The sequence below is a fragment of the Terriglobia bacterium genome, assembly GCA_035712365.1.
Classification (GTDB): Bacteria; Acidobacteriota; Terriglobia; order UBA7540; family UBA7540; genus SCRD01.
This window is the reverse complement of the sequence record DASTAW010000041.1, coordinates 1-20191: the sequence shown is the minus strand read 5'-3', so window position 1 is coordinate 20191 and position 20191 is coordinate 1. Positions and strand designations below refer to the sequence as shown.

The window sequence follows — 20191 nt, the reverse complement described above, 5'->3', positions numbered from 1 at the left end:
GCCGGGCATAGAAACTCAGTCTGCGCGCGCCGCTTCGATTTTTATGGACCAGCAAATCGCCGGCGTTCTGGTTATTGACAAGCCCCCGGACATGACGTCCCACGACGTCGTAGCTCGCGCGCGCCGCTTGCTGGGGATTCGCCAGATCGGGCACTTTGGAACGCTGGACCCTTTCGCCACCGGCGTTCTGCCGCTTTCCGTGGGTAAAGCGACCCGCTTTGCGCAGTTCTACCTTAAATCCCGCAAAGCCTACGAGGGCACGGTACTGCTCGGTGTTTCCACAGACACCTATGACGGCACGGGAACACCAACGTCTGAGAAGCTCGCAGTGACTGTGGAAGCAGAAGCCCTTGAGAAACTGCTCCGGGAATTCACGGGCAGGTTGATGCAGACGCCGCCCCCGTTTTCCGCCAAGCGGGTTGGAGGGACACGGGCATACGAGTTGGCGCGACAGAAAAAGCCGGTGCAACTCGAGCCGGTGGAAGTGGAAGTTTACGCGCTGGAATTGCAGTCATTCGATGGACAGCGCGCTCGCCTGGCGGTGGAATGTTCCGGCGGTACATACGTCCGGTCCCTTGCTCACGATATCGGGCAAAGGCTCGGGTGCGGCGCCCATCTGGAAAGCTTGCGGCGCACGGCAGTGGCAGAGTTTACGCTGCAGCAATCGCTGACGCTGGAGGCGCTGGAAGAAGCCGTCCGTGAGCAGAAAGCGGAAAGCTGCCTCATTTCGCTCGAGGCGCTCTTGCCCGATTGCCCGGAACTGATCGTGCGTGGCAGAGAGGAGAGCAGCGTCCGCCACGGTCATAAGTTTGAGTTGGCGCAAACGGACCGCTTTGGACGGGGTGGGGGAAGGGCCCAGGCCGTTTCTCTCCTTAAGATTATGAACCCGGACCACCGCCTGATCGCCGTGGCGCGACATGTTTCAGGCAGCATCTATCATCCTGACCTCGTCCTGGTATAGTCCGGCTATCCCGTATTGCCTTGTGGGAAGCACCACTGGCCTTCGCCGTCCCTGTCCGGCCATACGGCTGGCTGCTGCAATTCTGGTTTCGTTTCTGTTTTCCCCAGGGCAGGGTTCTGCGAGAGTGATATGCAACTGTTCCTGCTGGGACTGGGGATGGGAGTAGTCGGAGGACTCATTCCCACTCCCCTGCATCTGATCGCGTTGACGCAGATGACGCTCAAGCGCTGGGGGCGGGCAGCGTGGGTACTGGTTGGTCCTACCACGCTGATCGATTCGGTTTTCTTCCTGATCACCTTTTTCTTCTTTCAAGTCATCCCGCGAGGCATCGCCCATTACACTGGGTATGCGGGCGGGGCGGCATTGGCAGGGTTTGGAGCCTATTTGTTGTGGGGAGACGGCGGGACGGACGCCGAGAAGAAAGGATGCTCGTGGAACCTGAGCTACAGCAGCCTCACACTCGCAACCCTGGTCGAAGCCAGCTATCCGGGAACGTGGGTCTACTGGCTGGCGGTGGCAGGTCCGATTATCGCCGAAGGCCGGGTGGTTGGTAATTGGCATATTCTGCCGTTTTTCGTGGGCAGTTTAGCCGGCTATTACGGCGCATCGTTTTTTTCCGTATGGCTGATGGCCTGGGGGGCAGGAGCGCACAGGAGGTTCAGCAAGTTGCTGTTTGTTGCGGCGAATACTCTCCTGATCATCGTGGGCCTCTTGTTTATAGCGCGGGAATATTTTGTGCATTAGCCCTTATCAACCAAGCTCCCCGGCGATTTTTGCGCGGTCGCGAACGAGGACGTATCATTTGACCGAGACACCGCTTTCCTGATAGATTCGAGTGTTTTAGTCACAGACTCTGCATTCAACGGGATGCAGGGCGGTACGGCCAGGCACGCGTGGTCTGCTGCTGCCCTGCATCTACATATTTATATCGGGAGAGAACGAAGAAATGACTACAGACGGTCATGGAAGAATTGGAATTCTAACCGGAGGCGGGGATTGCCCCGGATTAAACGCCGTGATTCGCGCGGTGGTCCGCCGCGCCCTCATGCTGAATTACGAAGTATACGGAATCAAGAACGGATGGCTGGGCCTTGTGAAGGGCACTATAGAGCCGCTAGACCTGATGAAGGTTTCGGGGATTCTGCCCCGTGGCGGGACCATTCTGGGGACCTCCAGGACGAACCCTCTGAAGAAAGAGGAGGACCGAAAGGCATTGCAGACCAACATGGAAAAGTTCAGCATCGATTATCTGATCGCGATCGGCGGCGAGGATACGCTGGGCGTGGCGCGACAACTTGCCGCGGATGGGATGAAGGTCGTAGGCGTGCCCAAGACGATAGATAATGACGTCGAAGGGACTGACCAGACGTTCGGTTTTGACACCGCTGTTTCGATCGTGACGGAAGCCATTGACCGCCTTCACACCACTGCCGAGTCGCATCAGCGTGTGATGGTTGTCGAAGTCATGGGCCGGCACACAGGCTGGATCGCGGTGACCGGAGGCCTGGCCGGGGGTGCTGATTGCATTCTGATTCCGGAGCAACCGATGACCATAGACGAAATTTGCCAAATCATCCAGAAACGGCACTCGAGAGGCCGGCTGTTTTCTATTATCGTGGTGGCTGAAGGCTTCAAGTTGGAAGGCGTTGAAGAAGTTGTGACGAAAAACCAGAAGCTCGACCAGTTTGGCCACGTTCACCTGGGCGGAGTCGGGGAAGTGATCGCCAACGAAATTGAAAAGCGGACAGGTTATGAGACCCGTGTAACCGTCCTCGGCCATACTCAGCGGGGAGGGTCGCCGACGGCTTTTGACCGCGTGCTCGGCACCCGGTACGGCGTGAAGGCCGTTGACCTCATCCATGAGGGTAAATATGGAACGATGGTCTGTCTGAGGGGGAACAAGATCGAGGACATCCCGCTAAAGGACGCGATGACCAAGCTGAAGTTTGTGGATAAGGAACTGATCGAGACGGCGGAAATCTTCTACGGATAGCGACGGGCGCAGGCGCGTTCCCTGGGGGCGTCACGGTGTTCTCGCCGGTGCGATGCTCCCGGATTAACTGTTGTCAGAGCTGGCCGGTTGCCCCTGCCGGACCGCATCAGGAGTTTTCCGGCTCGAATGCTGCGTTGAAGGGGATTTGCGGCTTAGCGCTGGACAGCGGACGCGAGAGGGATCAGCACGGTGTTGCGGTTGGTCAGGGCCGCGATTTCGGCGCTCACCTCTTCCAGCACATCCTCGGGAAGGCTGGCCAATTCCGCGCTGAAGCCCAGAAGGGTTTCCTTGCTCAACAAGTCGAGATCATGGAAGTACAGGTCAAGCTGAGCAAGTGTCCCGCCGAATCCGGCAGTACCTTGTGCTGGATTGCCTATACTTTCTTCAATGCTCTCGTTGAGCAGCGCAGTTGCGCGCCGCAGGAGCCGCAGTTGCAATTGGAAGCGCAGCTTCGAACGAAAGACAAACTGCTCCAGAACATTGTGGCGTTTGAGGAATTCGCTGACCGGCGCTGACCGGAAAGACTCAGGGTCAAGGGTCCTTCCTTCTATGGGATCCTGGACCGTTGGGAGGTACTTGAGCGAGAGATTTTGCAAATCAATAACCAGCTCAACCAGTCGCTCCCGCTCGCTGCTGAATACGCCAAGCATGCAGCGGGCCATCTCAGTTTTCCCGGAAGCTAGTTCGTCGATGGCGTCGTTGAGCGCCACACCAAGAATGGAAGCATGGGCGTCGATTTCTGAAACCAGAGGCGAACACAAGGAGTTGTTGGCGGGTCGTCGAAACCGCGGACCGGGCTGCCTGGGGGCCGGCGTTTTCCCCAGATGGAGGGCCCTGCGAAGTACCGCCGCGACCACCAAAAGAATTCCGAATTCGAAAATCCACACCATAAGCGTTCCCCAATATAGGTGAACTCGTGGAATTTTTCAAGAGCAAAGTAGCCTATTCTTTTAAAAATTCTTTGTTGAATTGCGGAATCTATCCGGCTAACTATTAATTTCCCAGTTAACCGGCAATAGGGCGGATGAGTTTTGACGGCGGGCCTCCATCCTTGACACGTTTTTGGACTGGCACCTATAATGCCTGTTTTCAAGATACTGCGTGTTAGGCGGTGAACGATTGCGTCAGCGATCGACTGGCTGGGGTGTAAGATTGGATTTGCTTTGTCACGATTCCTGCTGAGAAAGCTACGACGGGGCCGCGACTGCACTGCATGACCGCTCCGGAAGCCGGGGTTAACGATCTTGTCAATATCGAACAATGAGAGCCAGGACCTGGTCCTTCAGCGAGAAAAAAAACTGAAGTCCATTATCGGCCTGGGCTTTGAGCCCTACCCAAGAAAATTCGGTATCAGCCATACCATTCCGCAGATTCTGGAACAATACTCTGCTCAGTCGGCCGAGGAATTGGCTGCGAATAAAGTCCCGGTAAGGGTTGCCGGCCGCGTTATGACGATCCGGCCTCACGGCAAGGCCGGCTTTGCGCACCTGCAAGGGGAAGGATCGCGACTGCAGATCTATGTGCGCTTGGACGCCGTTGGCGAACGCGATTTTGAGCTTTACAAGCTGCTTGACCTGGGCGACGTGATTGGCGTGGAAGGCTATCTGTTCCGGACCCGCACTGGCGAACTGACGGTACACGCCGAGCACCTCCATTTTCTTGCCAAAGCCCTTCTCCCGTTGCCGGAAAAATGGCACGGCCTCACCGACGTTGAAATCCGTTACCGCCAGCGGTACCTGGACCTGATGGTCAATGAAGAAGCCCGGCGCGTTTTTGAGCGGCGCTCACGGCTGATCAAGGCATTGCGGGAGTTCCTGGAGTCGCACGGGTATGTTGAAGTCGAGACACCGATGATGCAGCCGATGGCTGGCGGCGCCATGGCTCGTCCGTTTGTGACCCATCACAACACCCTGGATATGAATCTCTATTTGCGAATCGCGCCGGAGCTCTACTTGAAGCGCCTGATTGTGGGAGGGCTCGACCGCGTTTACGAAGTCAACCGGAACTTCCGCAACGAGGGAATTTCTACCCAGCACAATCCGGAGTTCACGATGCTGGAGTTTTATCAGGCTTATGCAGATTACCGCGACATGATGGACATGACGGAGCACCTGATGCAGCACGTGGCCAGGGCTGTTGTGGGCTCGCTCGAGTTTGATTACGGTGAACACCATATTACGTTTGAAAAATTCCAGCGCTTCACCATGAAGGAGGCCATTGTCCGTTATTGGCCGAAGGAGGCCGATGGAGGGCCTTCGGCCGATGGAGGGCCTTCGGTCGAAGGCCTGGCCCAGCCGAAAGCGATTCTCGAATGGGCGAAGACCTATAACAGCTTTGCGGAAAATTCGGCCGGGCGGTATGCGACCCTTGCCACGCCTGAAGGCCTGGCGCCGGGGGCGGCCCTACAGGAACTATTCGAGGCCGTGGCGGAGCACGAGCTGATCCAGCCGACTTTTATTGTCGATTTTCCGCTTGAAGTTTCGCCGCTGTCCAAGCAAAAGCCCGACGATCCCAATTTTGTCGAGCGGTTCGAGCTTTTCGTAGCCGGCATGGAAATCGCCAACGCCTTCAGCGAACTCAACGACCCTGCCGAGCAGCGCGACCGTTTTGAGTATCAGCAGCTTTTGCGGGAACGCGGAGACTTGACGGCGCACGCCATCGATGAGGACTATATCCGCGCGCTCAGCTATGGAATGCCTCCGACGGGCGGGGAAGGGATCGGCATCGACCGCCTGACCATGCTCCTGACCAATTCGCATTCCATCCGCGACGTGATCCTGTTCCCTCTGCTGCGCCCCGAAAAATCTTCGGCCTGAAGAGTTGAAGAGGGAGCAGCGCGATCGCCCGCTGTTGAGGCTCGCGGCTCTTATCTCTCCCGCAAATTGACAGAGGCCACACGGCGAGAGAGGCGCCCACCGTGGGCTGATTTCGTTCGTCTCCGGCTGGTTGTTCAGTCGTATATAGGCTGACCAGCCGGTCAGTCGCGATTCGAGCGCTGGCGAACCGCCGGGTTTTTGCCTGCGATTCCCGTAGGGCCAGACTTCGGCGGACAATAACCTCTCGCTTCGCGAGACTGCAGATGCTAAACAGCGAGCATCTGCGCCAGCCGCGATCGTTTTTTCTTAATTAGGCCCATTTTTGATCAGCCTGCTAGGGAGTGTTTCGGCCTGTCCTATTTCCGAGCACGTCTTGGCTTGGGCATAATCAGCGACAGTCATGACGACTTTCACTTAATCCTGGATTGGATTTTAGTTTAGTCGGAGCGTCAGACTGGGGTTGACTGGACCTTTGCCGGGCCACCGGCGCGCAAGGCAGGGTGCCAGAGCAAGGCATCCTCCATATACTAAGTGCTGCATAAAAAACGCCCCAGCCACGAGCTGCACTCGATCATACATGGGCCGATCCAGCCACGTGAGTACGCCCCACGTCATCACCACCCACACCCCAACGCCGTACAAAAGCCCCACGCCCAATGCGGCGATGCCGCGAAGTCGCGGAAAAAGCCTGACAAAGACAATGCCCCAGCCCGCCGAAAACAAAAGGTGAATGATCGCACCCGTGAACAGCACACCCGGCGTACTGGTGCTGCCCCTTGCTTCACCGGCCATGATCAATGCGCATACATCGCCAAGGGACGCCGCGATCCATCGCAGTGGGCTCGAGAAACCTGCGCCCGTGATCTCCGCATGCACCATCGCAAATGCCAACATCGGTAGGCCGGCGATGACTCCGCCCGCGATGCCTCCCCGCAGTACCGCTCTGGTGGAAATGTTGCTTTCTTCTGCCATGTCTTCCCCGGCTTGTTCGCCCCGCACGTAGATCAACGTAGTTTGAGATTCAAGCAGTGATCACGGCACCAGCTACACAGAAATTCGTGCTGTTGCAGGATGGGAATTTCCTTGCTGATGAGCGCCTTGACCGGCGACGACTTCACTTGCAGAGTGCCACGTTGCAACGTCTGCCGCAGCCTGTACTGGATTTCGTCAGTGAACTCGATGAACGTGCTGTCGAACTTCGGCCCGTCGAGTGACTCCAACTCTGCGAGCGCCTGTTGGAGCATTTCGATGTTGTGCTGTTCTTCGGGGGTCTCGGCCAGCCACTCTGTCAAGCGTATGTGCTGCTGGTTGGCCGCGCTCTGGATGCGCTTGTCGGCTTCACTGTGATCGCGCATGAGGAGAACCCCGAAGTTGCGTATCTCGCCGATCGTCCCCCTTGACCGTGCCAGCTCGCCGGCCCTGATCTCTATCTGGTCGGCTGAGTGCATGGCCGACAGAAGCTCCGTTTCCATGCTAACGTTCTGCCGTGAGCCCACGACCGGGATGGGCTGCCGCGTTTGTGTTCTTCCTGCCCTCAAATATGCAGCCAAAACCCCGGCAGTGACCAGCACGGCGATGACGACACGTTTGAGGGCAAACTTTAGTCGCAATGGCATGCGAAGTCACTGATTCGGGGCTGGCGCATCTATGAAGGGGTGAGCCCGTGGCCGGCCCGCGTTTCAGATTTCCTTTTCACCCGATATCATCTAATAATAACTCTGGACTATGAGGTTTGAATTATTTGTTGCATTGCGATATCTGAAGGCGAAGCGGCGACAGGCTGCCATTTCAGTAGTGACAGCCATCTCCGTGGTCGGAGTGACGGCGGGTGTGGCCGCGCTGGTGATCGCGCTGGCCATCAACAATGGCTTTCGCCAGGAACTGCAGGGCAAGCTGCTTGGCGCCACCGCCAATGTGAATCTGATTCGTTCGCAGAATGACGGCATCCAGCATTATGAAGCGCTGACCCGGCGCCTCTCAAATCTGCCGCACGTGGTTGCCGCGGCGCCGGCCCTCTATGAACAGGCCCTGATTTCCAATCGTCAACGGTCCGGCGGCGTGATGATTAAAGGGGTTGATGTTGAACGCGAGCTGAAGGTCGGTGACCTGCTCCATCACCTTTCTTCGGGATCTCTCGACGGACTTTCGGAGACATTTCCCGACGCGGACCCGATCATTATCGGAAAGGAACTGGCCAAAAATCTCGGAGCCTCGGTTGGGGACACGGTGATGGTCACCAGCCCTCAGGGCACGCTCACACCGTTCGAAGTTGTGCCGAAGTATCGGCACTTTCGCGTCGTGGGCATATTTGATTCAGGTTTTTACGACTTTGACGCTCAATGGGCCTTTACCAATCTGGACGCTGCTCAGCGCCTTTTCGATTTGAAGAACGTTGTCTCCGTGATTGAGTTCAAGCTCGACGATGTTTACAAGGTTGACGCGGTGGCAGAGACCATCCAGAAGGCCGCCGGCCCTGGGTTTGACACCACCACCTGGGTGGACCAGAATCACGCGCTCTTCAGCGCGCTCAAACTCGAAAGGCTGGTTACCATCCTGACCATCGGCCTGATCGTGCTGGTGGCGGCTCTCAACATTTTTATTACGCTGGCCATGATGGTGATGGACAAGAACCGCGACATCGCCGTGCTGAAGTCGATGGGAGCGAGGAACAGGCAAATCTGGACCGTCTTCACGCTCCACGGAATTCTGATTGCCTGCCTGGGCACAATTCTTGGCCTGGTGCTGGGGTACGGCGGCTCCTGGCTGGGAGAGGCTTATCAGTTGGTTCCCTTGCAGGCCGACGTTTACGGATTGTCATTCGTGCCGTTTATCCCGCGCCCCTGGGATGGCCTGTGGATCGGTGTGGCGGTCGTGGCCATCAGCTTTCTTGCGGCCTTCTACCCTTCTTTTTCGGCCGCACGGCTGGACTCGGCGGAAATTCTTCGTTACGAGTAGCGGCGCGTTTACCGCGCCATCTCTGATTTGTGATCGAGCGAGTTGCGATTGATGATTGAAACGAAGCTTGGTAGCGCAGACTGCCGTTTTTGCAGTCTGCGGCCTTTTGCTTGCGGTGCAGTGGAACAAGAAATTACGAATTACAAATTACGAGTTACCCGGCGGCGCGCTTAGCGAGCCATTTCTGATTTGTGATTGAATGATTGAAGAAGAATTATGAATTATAAATTATGAAGTATGAAATAGCCGCAGCCTGGGCCGGCTATGTGAAGAAGATGCGCGCGCATCAGTTTCTTTCTTTCATCTTTCAGAATTCATAATTTCCGTTGTGCCAGTAATTAGTAATTCGTATCTTGTAATTTGGGAGGCGAATGAACACCCTGCTACAGGATTTGAAGTACGGCCTGCGCCAGCTCCGCCGCAACCCGGGATTCACGGCGGTTGCCGTGCTGACACTCGCGCTCGGCATTGGCGCAAGCACGGTGATATTCAGCCTGTTTGACGCGGTGTTTCTAAGGCCGCTGCCCGTGCGGCAACCTGGACAGTTGGTGAGGCTTGTGTATCACGAATCAAAAATCGGGAGCCACAGTGATTTTCCGCTGGCCTACTTCCGGGCCTTACATGATCGTGCGAAGAGCTTCGACTCTGTCTTTGGAGAGGTCGGCGGCTACCATTTCGCAATGAGCGATCCCGGACCGGCAGAAGAGGTTTCCCTGGAAGCCGTGATCCCCGGATTCTTCGACGCCCTAGGCGTGCGGGCCTTACATGGCCGCGTGCTGACGCCTTCCGATGCCGCCGAAGAGCCGGGGTCTCCTCCCGCCCTGCTGAGCTACAACTTCTGGAGGCGGCGCTTTGCGGGTGAGCCGAATGTCGTAAAAGGCCGGACGATCATCGTGAATGGCGAGCATTTCGCTGTTCTAGGCGTCATGCTGCCCGGGTTTGGCGGTCTAAGTCTCGATACCGCTCCTGACCTCTGGATTCCATTGCGCGCATTCCCCACTCTATTCTCGGAGGGCACCGGGGTTCAAACAAACATCGAGATGGTGTGGTTTGAATTGGCGGCGCGCTTAAAGCCCGGCGTCAAACCCGAGACCGCCCAGGCCGAGTGCCAGGCGATCTCGACCCCGGTAATGAAGGATTATGATGAACATGTCTTAAAGCTGCCTCCGAAAGTAGTTTCGAAGGATATTCAGGACCACATCTGGCTCGAACCGCTGGGGCATGGCGTTTCAGTTGTTCGCAGCCAGTTCGGTGACGTTTTCAAATTGCTGATGGCCTCTGTCGGGCTTCTCTTCCTGATCGTGTGTGCAAATATTGCCGGACTGCTGCTGGCCCGAAATGCCGCACGCCAGCAGGAAATAGCCGTTCGGCTGGCGGTGGGCGCAACGCGTCTGCGACTGGCGCGCCAGATGCTTACTGAAAGTTCGCTGATCACGGCAATGGGCGCTGCCGGGGGATTGCTGATGGGATGGTTGGCTATGCCTATTGCGGCTGGGCAACTGCCCACGATCCATGACCTTCTGGGTTGGCCCATGCCCGTATCGCTCGATGCTCACATTAGCGCCGTTGTCTTTCTCTTTTCGCTGGTTCTCGCCATGGCGGCGACTCTGTTTTTCGGCCTGGCTCCAGCGATGGCAAATTCCAGAACGAACCTCGACACCGTGCTTCGCGGGTCTCGCGCCAGTGCGCGGCTGCGCGGCCGGCAGGCCCTGATCGTCCTCCAAACTGCGCTATGCGTCGCCCTGCTCACGGCAGCGGGACTGTTTGTACGCACTTTTCGGAATCTGGCCCGAACTGACCCCGGTTTCGAACCAAACCATGTGGTGACCTTCACGGTGAATTTGACGGGCCAGAACGTGCAACCGAATCTGCTGAAGTCACTGCTAGCCCGCGTGGGAGAGATGCCCGGCGTCGTTTCTGCGGGCGCTGCCCGCGTGGGCGTGATGCGCGGGCACGGAATTGTCATGGGACTCGCCCCGGCGGGGCAGCAGATCACGGGCGCCGACTATCTGAACACCAACGTCAACGATGTCTCGCCAGGTTACTTCAGCACGATGGGAATGCAGTTCCTTGCCGGTCGAAACTTTACGCCAAATGACGAGCCGGAGGAAAAGCATACGGAACCGGCTAAGGTGATTGTGAACCAGACTCTCGCACGGCAGTTTTTCCCGAACACCGACCCCATTGGCAAACTAATCGGTTCGGGCAGAGTGGGTGACCCGGCCCGTGCGCAGAGCCAAATCATTGGCGTAGTGAATGACGCGAAGTATCGCTCGTTGCGAGAGCCGGTTCGTCCCGAGGTCTACGGCCTCATGACTGATCTCCGCTATGCTCAGTCTTTCGTGCTCTATGCCCGCACCCGAATGCCGGCCCGATCCACAATCGTGCCGGTTCAGAAAACAGTGACGTCGATCGATCCCTCGCTGCCTGTCGGGTCTGCCGATACGCTAAGCGAAGAGGTTCATAACAGCATTTCCGGTGATCGTGAAACGGCGGTGCTTGCTTCGCTGTTTGGCATCGCAGCCGCACTGCTGGTTTGCCTGGGAATCTACGGACTGCTGGCGTATTCCGTGGCGCAGCGGCAGCGAGAAATCGGCATCCGCATGGCGCTGGGGGCGGAGAAGAGCGACGTGTTAAAGATGGTTGTCGGGCAGGGGCTGAAGCTGGCGTTGATTGGTGTCGTCATCGGCATTGCCGGAGCGCTCGCGCTCATGCGATTTCTGTCAAGCCTGCTCTACGGCGTCAAACCCACCGATCCGCCCACGTTCATCGCTGTCTCGGCGATTCTGATTGCCGTGGCGCTGGCGGCCTGTTACATCCCTGCCCGTCGCGCCGCCAAAGTTGATCCCATGGTGGCCTTACGATATGAGTAGCGGCGCGTTTAGCGCGCCACACCCAGCCGCCAATGCAGACGTGGCACGGGCGTCCCGCTCCCGCCTGGGCGGGACCAAGATGGCCGTGCCACGAGCGAACCGCCTCGCCTGGAAATGGCGGCGTAAAGCCGCCGCTACAGAATGGTAATCAAGGCGAACGGTGATTGCCTGGGGGCGGTTTTGTGTTAATGTTAGCCTCGGGATTGGAATTTGAGGCTCGATGCTGCGCGTTGAAAACCTGACCAAGATTTTTCGCTCTGGCGAGCAGGAAGTGGTTGTATTTAATGGCCTCAGCTTGAAAGTGGAACAGGGAGAGCTGCTGGCGCTGGTTGGAAGGTCGGGCTCCGGCAAGACGACGCTGCTGCATCTACTCGCCGCGCTGGACACTCCGACGAGAGGTGAGATATACTTTGGAGGGAAGAGGTTAGCCGAGCTCAGCTTTGAGGAGCAGGCAGACTATAGGAATCGGCGAATTGGTTTTGTCTGGCAAATGCATCATTTGCTGCCAGAATTCAGCGCGCTGGAAAATGTAATGCTGCCCCAGCTCATCGCCGGAAATGGTTTCGAGAAGGCACGGGGTCACGCCAGGGAACTTCTGGCGGAGGTGGGTCTGGAAAATGCCCTGGGACGCCGAACCGGTGAGCTTTCAGGCGGAGAGCAGCAGCGAGTGGCGCTGGCAAGGGCGCTAGTCAACAAGCCAGCGTTGCTGCTGGCGGATGAGCCGACGGGAAACCTGGATCACCGGACCGCGGAGCATGTGATGGATCTGCTCGAACGGTTGCACCGGATCCATGGGTTGACTTCGGTGCTGGCCACGCACAATATGGAACTCGCGCAGCGCGCGGCTCGGACGTTGCGTCTGGAAGACGGCCAACTGACCGAGGTGGTAGTTCCACGGTTTAACTGAAAACCTGCTTTTTGGCATATGATGAAGTCAGGGGGCAGGGTCTATAGAAAAACTGAGGAGCTATGTTCGAGAGATACACAGAAAAAGCCCGGCGTGTTATTTTCTTTGCCCGATATGAGGCCAGCCAGTTTGGAAGCCCCTATATCGAAACCGAACACCTGCTGCTCGGTTTGCTGCGTGAAGACAAAGCGCTCACCAACCGCTTCTTGCGTTCCCACGCATCCATTGAATCCATTCGCAAGCAGGTAGAGGGACACATTCCCGTTCGGGAAAAAGTGTCAACGTCCGTTGAGCTGCCTCTCAGCCAGGAATGCAAGCGCGTGCTTGCCTACGCCGCCGAAGAAGCCGAGCGCCTGGCCCATAAACACATCGGAACCGAACATCTTCTGCTGGGTCTTCTCCGGGAGGACAAATCGTTTGCGGCGGAGATTCTCCACGAGCGCGGGCTCCGGTTGTCCACGCTACGGGAAGAGTTGAGCCGTACACAGAGCGAAAAGGTTTCTGCGAACCGTGCCAAAGAGACTTCGTTGCTTTCCGAATTCAGCCGCGACCTGACCCAGGCAGCGATGGAAAATCAGCTTGATCCTTTGGTCGGCCGGGAAAATGAGGTCGAGCGCGTCATCCAGATTCTCTGCCGCCGAACGAAAAACAATCCTGTGTTGATCGGAGAGCCGGGTGTTGGCAAAACGGCTATTGTTGAGGGCCTGGCGGAACGCATCGCCGAAGGAGACGTTCCATCCTTCCTTTCCGACAAACGGATTCTGGCCCTTGATCTGTCGCTGATTGTGGCGGGCACCAAGTATCGCGGACAGTTTGAGGAGCGCCTGAAGACCATCATGAAAGAATTGATGGAGGCGCAGAACGCCATCATCTTTATTGACGAACTCCACACGCTGGTCGGCGCGGGCTCGGCCGAAGGTTCACTTGACGCGGCCAACATTCTCAAGCCGGCCCTTTCGCGGGGCGAAATCCAATGCATCGGCGCGACGACTCCGGCCGAGTTCCGGAAGTCCATTGAGCGGGACCGCTCACTCGAAAGGCGGTTCCAGGCGGTCAAGGTCCCGCCTCCGGACGAGGGGCAGACCATCAAGATTCTGTTCGGCATCAAGGAACGCTACGAGAAGTTCCATGCGGTGACGTATGGGGACGAAGCCATTACGAATTCCGTGTACCTCTCCAGCCGGTACATTCCCGACCGCTTCCTGCCCGACAAGGCCGTTGACCTGATCGACGAAGCGGGGGCGCGCGTCAAGTTGCGCCAGAGCACCCTGCCGGAAGAAATGACCGAGGTCCAGAAGCGGATCAAGTTTGTAGTCCACAGGATGGAAAACGCCATCGCGAACCACGAATTTGAGAAGGCGCGTTTTTATTCCGACGAAGAGCGCAAGGAGCGCGAGAACCTGCGGCTGCTGCGCGAAAAGTACAACATCGATGAAACGGCGACCGGCTCGGTTTCCAAGGCGGACATTGAAGACGTTGTCGCGCGCTGGACGGGCATTCCTGTCAGCTCGATCAAAGAAGAGGAGATGACCAAGCTTCTACGGCTGGAAGATGAGCTGCACAAGCGCATCATCAGCCAGGATTCGGCGGTTGCGGCGCTGGCAAGGGCCATCCGCCGTTCACGGGCCGGGCTGAAGCCCCCCGGCAGGCCGGTGGGTTCGTTCCTCTTCCTAGGGCCCACGGGCGTCGGGAAAACGGAAATGGCAAGGTCGCTGGCAGCGATCCTGTTCAACAGCGAGCGGGTGCTGATACGTTTCGACATGTCGGAGTTTATGGAAAAGCACTCCGTGTCCAAGCTGATTGGCTCGCCTCCGGGCTACGTGGGGTACGAGGAAGGCGGGCAGTTGACGGAGCGGGTGCGGCGTTCACCCTATTCGCTGATCCTGCTGGACGAAATTGAGAAAGCCCACCCCGACATCTTCAATATTCTTCTCCAGGTTTTTGAAGACGGGCAGTTGACGGACGGGCTGGGAAATACGGTCGACTTCAAGAACACCATTATTATCATGACCTCGAATATCGGGGCCAGGTATCTGGAGCGGCGCTCGAATCTGGGCTTCCAGTCAGCGACGGAGGGGGCAACGGACAAAAAGCTGGGCGACCTGGTTATGGGCGAGGTCAAACGGCTGTTCAATCCGGAGTTCCTGAACCGGCTCGACGAAATCATTATCTTTAATGCCTTGAACGACAATGACATGCTACAGATCCTCGATCTGCTGGTCAACAACATGAACCAGCATCTGGCGCAGAGGAACCTCTCCCTGACCCTTTCCCCCGAAGCCGGAAAGTGGATACTGGAGAAGACGTGTTCAGATCGGTCATACGGGGCCCGGCCGTTGCGGCGGGCGTTACAGAAATACATCGAGGACCCGCTCTCGGAAGCCCTGATTCAGGGTGAAATCCAGCCTCCGGCGGTTTTGGAGGTTGTCGTAGAGAATGAATCTCTGTATTATCGCCCTGTGAATGACAAGCTGGTTTCGGCCACGCCACTTTCTCACTAGAGCGACTCCTTCGGGGGCAGGGGAATCCGCGAGTAACCTGATAATCCAACGCATCCTCAGATACAATAGCTTGTCGGCCGGCTTCCCCCGGCGTGGGAAATGCCAGCCAACTTTAGGGGAGTTTGCTGCATCGGAGATGCTTAAGCTCTCACATCGGAGCGCGGGGGAAAGGCTGTTTCTTGAGGCTGTTGACAGGTAGGCGTAAAAGGCAGGACCAGCCCGCCGGTGCGACGCTGGCAGCCGCAGTTCTGGTTCTCATTTTGGCGGGGGGCGGGCTCCGGGCCCAGGGTCCACCATCTCAGGGCCAGGAAAACCAGACGCCTTCACCTGCCCCGAGTGAACAGCAACAAGCCCAGGAGAAACAACAGCAAGGGCAGGAAAAAGGACAGCAGGGCCAGGAAAAGCAGCAACCTCCTAATCCGGCTCCCGCGAAGCCCCAGCAACCGCAACTCACGACGCCCCAACTTACCACTCCCCAGTTGACCAATCCTCAACTGACAACCCCGCCGGCGCCTACGCCCGGAAAACCGGCGCCCAAGGAGCAGGGCCAACCGGCCAGGCCCCAGCAGCAGGTGCTGATTGAACGTGTCGAATTCCGGGGCAACCGGCGCATTCCTTCTTCGCGGCTGCAGTCTCAGATTTTTACGCGCCCGGGTGATGTCTATAACGAGAGTTCGCTCGAGCGCGACTATATGGCTCTGTGGAACACCGGCTATTTCGATGACATCCGGCTGGAGGTCCAGGACGGAAAGACCGGCAAAATTGTTGTCTTCTACGTCCGCGAAAAGAAACTGATCCGGGCGATCACCTACAAAGGACTCCATTCGGTGGAACAATCCGACGTGCTGGATGCTTTCCAGAAGCAGAAGGTCGGCTTGACGATGGATTCGCAGTACGACCCCGTGGTCATCAAGCGGGCGGAAGTCGTTCTCCAGGAGATGCTGGGCGCCCATGGGCGGCAGTTTGCGACCGTCCGGCACCGCACGCGCAATATTCCTCCGAACTCGGTAGCGCTCACTTTCATTGTGAATGAAGGTCCCAAAGTAAAGATTGGCAGCATCCACTTCACCGGCAACACAGTTTTCCGGAATGGCGAACTGGTGCGCCAGATGAAGTTGTCACGGCCCGGCGGAGCTCCTCCGTTTTTTTACTGGTTTCACAAGACCTACGATCACGACCAGGTGCTGTATGACCTCGAAAAAGTGCGCGAATTGTATCAGAATCACGGATATTTTTACGCGCTGCCTGGAGAGCCGGTGGTCAAGATGAAGGATACGGCCCACCACTGGCCATTTTTCTTCTGGAGCTGGGGTCATGGCAAAGCCGTGGATGTTACGATTCCGGTGGAGGAAGGGCAGCAGTACAGGCTGGGGAAGTTCAACATCCGGGGCAATAAGCTTTTCAAGACGCAGCAACTGATGCCCATACTGGGCATGAAATCCGGTGACATCTTTGACGTTTCGAAGATGCGCAAGGCGATTGACAATCTCACCAAGCTATACGGCGAGTTCGGTTACATCAACTTTGTCGCCACTCCAGACCCCGAACCCAACCGAAGCCGCCATGAGGTCAACCTGACCTTCGATTTTGACGAAGGACGCCAGTTTTACATTCATCGCATCGAGTTTTCGGGCAATACGAAAACTCGCGACAAAGTGGTCCGGCGCGAACTGCTGGTGAACGAAGGCGAGATGTTTAACACGCGGTACTGGGACCTGAGCATCCTGAAGGTGAACCAGCTTGGATTTTTCCAGGAAATCAAGAAAGAAGATTATACGATCACCCAGAACGCCAAAAACCATACCGTTGATATCGACCTGAAGGTCCACGAGAAGGGGCGCAACTCGATCGGCTTCTCGGGAGGCGTCAGCGGTTTTGCCGGCAACTTCTTCGGGTTTAATTATTCCACCAACAATTTCATGGGGCTGGGCGAAACCCTGAGCGTGGGAGTGCAGACAGGGCAGTATGAAAAGCTCTACACGTTTGGGTTCACGGAGCCCTATCTGATGGACCGCCCCATTACCACCGGGTTCACTGTCTTCAAGAGTGACATCAATTTCAATCAGCTTCAGCAGACCAGCATATTTTCCGGCGTCAGCCAGACGGCGCTGGCTTCGGCGTTTGGAGCCACTTCGTTCCAGAATTTCGCGCAAAACTCCACGGGCTTCACAGCATTCATTAGCAATCCACTTCGCCGGCATTTTGCGCGCGTGGGACTGACCTACAGTTTTTCAACCAGCAGCCTGGAGACCTTCAGTCTGGCCTCGCAGCAGTACTTCAAGGCCCTCAACTTTCAGAACATAACCCAGGGACCCAATTCGCTGACGGGAATCAAGACGAGTTCGATCATGCCGACCTGTACCTACAACACAGTCGGACCGAATTATCTTGAACCGCATTACGGGAAGTCCATCTATGCATCATTGCAGTTTGCGGGCAGCGTGCTGGGCGGCAATGTCAACACGATCACGCCGACTCTTGACTTCAAGTATTACCACCCTATAAATCACGGCCGTAACACGCTGGCTTTGCACCTTACGGCCTCTACGATCAGCGGATACGACGGCAAAGTTCCGCCGCCATTTGCGCGGTTCTACATGGGCGGCGAAAACGACATCCGCGGCTTCGATATCTATTCGATCAGTCCGGTCGCTTTCTTCCCCACCGTCGGGTCAGTGTGCAATCGCGACGCCACCGGCAACGTCATACCTGCCCTGGGGTCAGATGGGAAGCCCACCGGGGCCTGCGGTTCATCCACGAGTTTTCCGGTGAACACCGTTATTTTTCCGGGGGGCGACACGCAGTGGTATACAAACTTTGAATACCGGATACCGATCATTGGCCCTGTGGCAGTGGCTCCGTTCTTTGACGCGGGTATGGACTTCATCTGGCACAAGGACGAGCTGAATTTGCGGCCCAACGCCCTGACGTCCCTGACGCAGCAGTTCCCGTTCTTCAATCCTCCAACCCGATTGCAATTGGCCGCGGGAACCAACTATCAGCCGCGCAGTTCAGCGGGGATAGAGCTGCAGGTCATCGTGCCGCACTTTAACATTCCGTTTCGGCTTTATTACGGTTACAACCTGCTGCGGCTGAATGATGTGATTACGCCGCCGCAAACGTCAGCAGACATTCAGGCGCTCTTCCCGAACACGCCGACGTATCTTGGGGCATTGCCGTTCTTCCAGAGCTTCCGGTACGAAGAGCGCAAGACGCGGCTTGGGTTTACGGTGGCGAGAACTTTTTAGCTTGACAGCTGTTCGGGGGACAGTGGCAAGATAAATCGGAGTTTTTATTGATGGTAAAGGAGTACGCAAGAATGAGAAATCGCGTATGGTTGTTGATGGTGGCGATGACCCTGGCGGTCTATCCGATGTTTCTGAGGGCGCAAGGCCCAGCGGCGGCGGGCGACAAAGTTGCCGTCGTTGACATCCAGCAGGCCATTATCGGCACTGCTGAAGGGAAACAGGCATTGCAGGACCTTCAGAAGAAATACCAGCCGCGTGAGACGGAAATCAACCAGCGGCAGGACGACGTGCAGAACCTGCAGCAACAACTGCAGAAGCAGATGACAACCTTGAGCGCCGATGAACAGCGCCGGATGCAGCACGATCTTCAGGAGAAGCAGACCGTCCTGCAACGTCTGGAGCAGGATGCGCAATCATCCTTCCAGTACGATCGCGACACGGTTATGCGGGACCTGGGGCAAAAGATGGTGAAAGTGATCGACCAGTACGCCTCAGCGCACGGCTACGCGCTGGTGATCGATGGCAGCCAGGTGCCTGTTTATTATGCCGCGAAGGGGGTTGATATCACGCCGGAGATCGTCAAGCTCTATGACTCCTCGCATCCTGCGGAGGGGGCCTCGACGTCCCCGGGCGCTTCCGGTTCATCGGTCGCGCCCAAGGCTCCGCCCAAGCCCAATCCCTGAGTATGAGGGGGAATCGTTCGCGTCCCGGGCAGCCTTCATCGCCCAATCAGGCCGGCGACTACCAGCATTAACCCCTGCCTTCATCGCTTTGCTGTTGTAAGAGAGCGATGGAGGCTGGGGTTTTTGTTTTGGTGGCAAAGAATGCCGGGCCACCCGGTTCTGGCCTCTACCAGCACTCGATTTCCATTGTGTTGATGGCACTGCAGGTGATGGTCGCCCTTTGAGGGAACCTACGCTTCGGAAGTTATTCGGGGCAACCTGCCACAACCACCGCGAGGTGGATTTCAGCGCTCAAACGGCGGTGAAGCACCCGCGGCCCGAACCGCGCGATAAAAGCGACCGCGATCTGCGTGGACATTTTTGGCCGCGCAGCATTTCACTTGCCGGGCTATCGTCGGAAGTCGGCAAAAGGGCTGCGGCGCTGAAGGTTGAAGAAGAATTGTCCTCTCCGCCGGACTGGTCTGGTCCGTCAGCGCCGCCACTCTTACGTTAGCGGGTTCTCAGGTTCACGGACACTGAGTGCATAAGATTCGGGTTGGCTTCGCTCTTTCCAGTAATTGTCAATGTGCTGCTGGTACGCGCCGCTCCATTGTTGGCCACCGCGAGCTGGCTTGATACTCCACTCGTTCCGGTTATGTTCACTTTTGAGGAGAGGAAGGTGCACGTCGTATTGTTGGGACATCCGGACACGGTGAGGTCAACCAAACCTGTAAAGCCACCCGATGGGCTCACGCTGACCGTGTAGCTCCCGCTCTGGCCATTCTTCAATGTCAGATTGCCCGGCGACGCGCTCATCGAGAAGTCACCGGAAAGCGCGGCATTGATTGTGATGCTCAGGTTCTGGGTGGCGGTCCGGGAATTCGAGTCAGTCACCTTGGCGGTAAAGTTGCTGGTGCCTGCGGTGGTAGGCGTGCCGGTGATGGCGCCCGTCGAGGTATTCAGGGTCAACCCTGCCGGCAGACTGCCAGCGCTGATCGACCAGGTATAGGAACCCGTGCCGCCGGTGGCCGCAAGCGTCGAGCTGTAGGCCGTCCCCACGGTGCCGCTGGGCAAGGAAGTAGTCGTTATCGACAGCGCGGCATTGACCGTGATGCTCAGGTTCTGGGTGGCGGTCCGGGAGTTCGAGTCAGTCACCTTGGCGGTAAAGTTGCTGGTGCCTGCGGTGGTAGGCGTGCCGGTGATGGCGCCCGTCGAGGTATTCAGGGTCAACCCTGCCGGCAGACTGCCAGCGCTGATCGACCAGGTATAGGAACC

The 20191-nt window shown here is 57.2% G+C and carries 14 protein-coding genes; 10 read left to right on the top strand and 4 right to left on the bottom strand.

All coding sequences use genetic code 11. The annotated features are described in order from the left end of the window. Positions 1 to 43 precede the first annotated feature (43 nt). The 3 genes from truB to VFQ24_12915 all read left to right on the top strand — a co-directional run bounded on the left by truB (position 44) and on the right by VFQ24_12915 (position 2954). Entirely contained in the window at positions 44 to 961 is a 918-nt protein-coding gene (truB, locus tag VFQ24_12925) for a tRNA pseudouridine(55) synthase TruB (GenBank protein HET9179253.1), read from the top strand. 129 nt (positions 962 to 1090) lie between these two features. Next, a complete protein-coding gene (locus VFQ24_12920) occupies positions 1091 to 1705 on the top strand; it encodes a hypothetical protein (protein HET9179252.1) in 615 nt (204 codons plus the stop codon). Between the two features lie 202 nt (positions 1706 to 1907). Beyond that, positions 1908 to 2954 (top strand): 6-phosphofructokinase, encoded by a 1047-nt coding sequence (locus tag VFQ24_12915; GenBank protein ID HET9179251.1) that lies wholly within the window; start codon positions 1908 to 1910, stop codon positions 2952 to 2954. A gap of 152 nt (positions 2955 to 3106) precedes the next feature. Here the strand turns inward: VFQ24_12915 and VFQ24_12910 are convergent, their stop codons facing one another. Continuing rightward, on the bottom strand, positions 3107 to 3844 hold the full coding sequence (locus VFQ24_12910; protein HET9179250.1) for a hypothetical protein: 738 nt from the start codon (positions 3842 to 3844) through the stop codon (positions 3107 to 3109). A gap of 354 nt (positions 3845 to 4198) precedes the next feature. Here VFQ24_12910 and lysS point away from each other — a divergent pair, with 354 nt between their 5' ends. Further along, positions 4199 to 5770, top strand: a complete 1572-nt coding sequence (gene lysS, locus VFQ24_12905; protein ID HET9179249.1) for a lysine--tRNA ligase — start codon at positions 4199 to 4201, stop codon at positions 5768 to 5770. A 432-nt stretch (positions 5771 to 6202) separates the two neighbouring features. Here lysS and VFQ24_12900 read toward each other — a convergent pair whose 3' ends face one another. Together VFQ24_12900 and VFQ24_12895 are read right to left on the bottom strand one after the other, a co-directional pair. Continuing rightward, positions 6203 to 6742 (bottom strand): hypothetical protein, encoded by a 540-nt coding sequence (locus tag VFQ24_12900; protein ID HET9179248.1) that lies wholly within the window; start codon positions 6740 to 6742, stop codon positions 6203 to 6205. A 32-nt stretch (positions 6743 to 6774) separates the two neighbouring features. Beyond that, on the bottom strand, positions 6775 to 7242 hold the full coding sequence (locus tag VFQ24_12895) for a DUF4142 domain-containing protein (GenBank protein ID HET9179247.1): 468 nt from the start codon (positions 7240 to 7242) through the stop codon (positions 6775 to 6777). Between the two features lie 253 nt (positions 7243 to 7495). Here VFQ24_12895 and VFQ24_12890 point away from each other — a divergent pair, with 253 nt between their 5' ends. From VFQ24_12890 to VFQ24_12865, 6 genes are all read left to right on the top strand, one after another. Beyond that, complete coding sequence (locus tag VFQ24_12890; GenBank protein HET9179246.1) at positions 7496 to 8725, top strand: ABC transporter permease; 1230 nt, start codon at positions 7496 to 7498, stop codon at positions 8723 to 8725. Positions 8726 to 9096: 371 nt separating this feature from the next. Then, entirely contained in the window at positions 9097 to 11598 is a 2502-nt protein-coding gene (locus VFQ24_12885; protein HET9179245.1) for an ABC transporter permease, read from the top strand. Positions 11599 to 11818: 220 nt separating this feature from the next. Beyond that, positions 11819 to 12505, top strand: coding sequence for an ABC transporter ATP-binding protein (locus tag VFQ24_12880; GenBank protein HET9179244.1), 687 nt, complete (start codon positions 11819 to 11821; stop codon positions 12503 to 12505). 62 nt (positions 12506 to 12567) lie between these two features. Next, positions 12568 to 15006, top strand: coding sequence for an ATP-dependent Clp protease ATP-binding subunit (locus VFQ24_12875; protein ID HET9179243.1), 2439 nt, complete (start codon positions 12568 to 12570; stop codon positions 15004 to 15006). Between the two features lie 188 nt (positions 15007 to 15194). Further along, positions 15195 to 18254, top strand: a complete 3060-nt coding sequence (gene bamA / locus VFQ24_12870; GenBank protein HET9179242.1) for an outer membrane protein assembly factor BamA — start codon at positions 15195 to 15197, stop codon at positions 18252 to 18254. A gap of 71 nt (positions 18255 to 18325) precedes the next feature. Beyond that, positions 18326 to 18937 (top strand): OmpH family outer membrane protein, encoded by a 612-nt coding sequence (locus tag VFQ24_12865; protein ID HET9179241.1) that lies wholly within the window; start codon positions 18326 to 18328, stop codon positions 18935 to 18937. A gap of 489 nt (positions 18938 to 19426) precedes the next feature. Here VFQ24_12865 and VFQ24_12860 read toward each other — a convergent pair. Next, positions 19427 to 20191: Ig domain-containing protein (locus VFQ24_12860; GenBank protein ID HET9179240.1), on the bottom strand; the 765-nt coding region annotated here is incomplete at its 5' end.

What these genes read in the sequence shown, in the direction of transcription:
- truB (HET9179253.1), top strand. Translation starts at nt 44, where the DNA reads ATGGACCAGCAAATCGCCGGCGTTCTGGTTATTGACAAGCCCCCGGAC.
- VFQ24_12875 (HET9179243.1), top strand. Translation starts at nt 12,568, where the DNA reads ATGTTCGAGAGATACACAGAAAAAGCCCGGCGTGTTATTTTCTTTGCC.
- VFQ24_12890 (HET9179246.1), top strand. Translation starts at nt 7,496, where the DNA reads ATGAGGTTTGAATTATTTGTTGCATTGCGATATCTGAAGGCGAAGCGG.
- VFQ24_12900 (HET9179248.1), bottom strand. Translation starts at nt 6,742, where the DNA reads ATGGCAGAAGAAAGCAACATTTCCACCAGAGCGGTACTGCGGGGAGGC.
- VFQ24_12880 (HET9179244.1), top strand. Translation starts at nt 11,819, where the DNA reads ATGCTGCGCGTTGAAAACCTGACCAAGATTTTTCGCTCTGGCGAGCAG.
- VFQ24_12920 (HET9179252.1), top strand. Translation starts at nt 1,091, where the DNA reads ATGCAACTGTTCCTGCTGGGACTGGGGATGGGAGTAGTCGGAGGACTC.
- VFQ24_12915 (HET9179251.1), top strand. Translation starts at nt 1,908, where the DNA reads ATGACTACAGACGGTCATGGAAGAATTGGAATTCTAACCGGAGGCGGG.
- VFQ24_12885 (HET9179245.1), top strand. Translation starts at nt 9,097, where the DNA reads ATGAACACCCTGCTACAGGATTTGAAGTACGGCCTGCGCCAGCTCCGC.
- VFQ24_12910 (HET9179250.1), bottom strand. Translation starts at nt 3,844, where the DNA reads ATGGTGTGGATTTTCGAATTCGGAATTCTTTTGGTGGTCGCGGCGGTA.
- VFQ24_12865 (HET9179241.1), top strand. Translation starts at nt 18,326, where the DNA reads ATGAGAAATCGCGTATGGTTGTTGATGGTGGCGATGACCCTGGCGGTC.
- VFQ24_12895 (HET9179247.1), bottom strand. Translation starts at nt 7,242, where the DNA reads ATGGAAACGGAGCTTCTGTCGGCCATGCACTCAGCCGACCAGATAGAG.